We start from the raw sequence: 1,691 nt of genomic DNA, 5'->3' as shown, positions 1-1,691 counted from the left end.
GGGTGAGGGGTGAGCGTCAGCCGAGCGGTGCCTTCGGGAATCTGCGTTCCTTCGCGCTCTTCTCCGTAGGCTGTTCGGCCTTGGCGACGGCGGCGTACTGATCGACGTACTCCTGCTCGGACAGGGTCAGGATGGCGTACATGATCTCGTCGGTGACGGCCCGCAGGACCGCCTTCTGCTGCTCCATGCCCGCGAAGCGGGAGAAGTCGAGGGGCTTGCCGAAGCGGATGGTGACGGGGCGGACGCGGGGGAGGGTCCTGCCGGGCGGCTGGGCCTCGAAGGTGCCGATCATGGCGCAGGGGATCACCGGGACGCCTGCCCGCAGGGCCATCACGGCGACCCCGACCTTGCCCTTGTACAGCCGGCCGTCGTGCGAGCGTGTCCCCTCCGGGTAGATGCCCAGCAGTTCGCCCTTGTCCAGCACCCCGAGGCCCTCGCGGATCGCGGCCCGGCCCGCCTCCTTGCCCGAGCGGTCCACCGGGATCTGTCCGGCGCTGCGGAAGAAGAACGCGGTGAGCCGGCCCTTGATGCCGGGCCCGGTGAAGTACTCGGCCTTGGCGAGGAAGGTGATGCGCCGCTTGAGGATCGCCGGCATCAGGAAGTGGTCGGAGAAGGAGAGATGGTTTCCGGCGATGATCGCGGGGCCTGTCGCGGGCACATGGTCCAGGCCCTCGATCCGGGGCCGGAAGACCAGCCTGAGCAGGGGACCCAGCAGAACGTACTTGAGCAGGTAGTAGAACAAGGGGGCCGCTCCTCACTCCGGCGGCTCGGCTGGGCCGCGAGGACAGCGTGCTGCCACTTGTCCCCGGGGGCAACCGGACCGGAGAGCTTGGCGCAATCGGCCCGGCATGATCCGAACGAAAGACCCTAGGGGCGCCCGCCGTCACCGACGCCGTGCGGATGCGGGTGGGCGGGGCGCAGCCGGGGTATGAGGGCCGGGACCCGGGACCGGTAGGCGTCGTACGCGGCGCCGAACTCGCCCGCCATCAGGGCGTCCTCGACACGGACCCGGCGCAGCAGCCAGGGGATCGCGGCGATCAGGAAGGCGGTCCAGAAGCTGAAGCCGCCGGTCAGCATCGAGCCGGTGATCAGGCCGAGGATGCCGGTGTAGATGGGGTGGCGGACCAGTCGGTACGGGCCGTCCGTGCGCAGCTCGTGATTCTGCTGGAGGGAGGGGACGCTGTCCCACATCGTGCCCAGGACCCAGCGGGACCACAGCAGCAGGGCGGTGGAGAGGAGGGCGAGCAGGGCGCCGAGCAGGGCCAGTTCGGGCTGCCAGAACTGGAGGTGCTCCCAGAAGCCCCGGGTGTGGTGGACCACGAAGAAGAACAGGGCCACGCCCGCGATCAGTAAGACCCGGCGTGGCGCGGAGGAGCGTGACGCGCGGAGCCAGCCGCGGACGCCGCCGTTGGCTCTGATGCCGAAGTAGGCGGCACCGAGGAGCCAGGCGGCGGCGAAGACCAGAAAGCAGACACCGGTGAGGGCGGCGAGCGCCGGACGCAGCGAGTTCATGCCCCAAGGCTGCGCCCCGCCCCCCATCGTCCACCAGCACCCACGGGTCGATGGAGATCTCTCCACCCACGGATGGAGAGCCCCCGAAGCCGACCCCGAGGGACGGGTTCGGGGACTCGGCAGAGCCTGAGCCCCCAGGGGGTTTCACAGGACTGGGCGTAGGGGGGCCGGGGCCCGGC

General features: G+C 70.4%; 2 protein-coding genes. Both read right to left on the bottom strand.

Annotated features, from left to right (window positions below; translation table 11 throughout):
- Window positions 1–16: 16 nt before the first annotated feature.
- Entirely contained in the window at window positions 17–742 is a 726-nt protein-coding gene (locus CCN72_RS32705; protein ID WP_086811828.1) for a lysophospholipid acyltransferase family protein, read from the bottom strand.
- A gap of 125 nt (window positions 743–867) precedes the next feature.
- Window positions 868–1,512 carry a methyltransferase family protein gene (locus tag CCN72_RS32700; protein WP_086811827.1) on the bottom strand — a complete coding sequence of 215 codons (645 nt, stop codon included), beginning with the start codon at window positions 1,510–1,512 and terminating at the stop codon, window positions 868–870.
- Window positions 1,513–1,691 lie beyond the last annotated feature (179 nt).

The organism is Streptomyces murinus (assembly GCF_002154555.1).
Taxonomy (GTDB): domain Bacteria; phylum Actinomycetota; class Actinomycetes; order Streptomycetales; family Streptomycetaceae; genus Streptomyces; species Streptomyces murinus.
The sequence above is the reverse complement of the archived record's forward strand: the minus strand, read 5'-3'. Positions and strand labels throughout refer to the sequence as shown.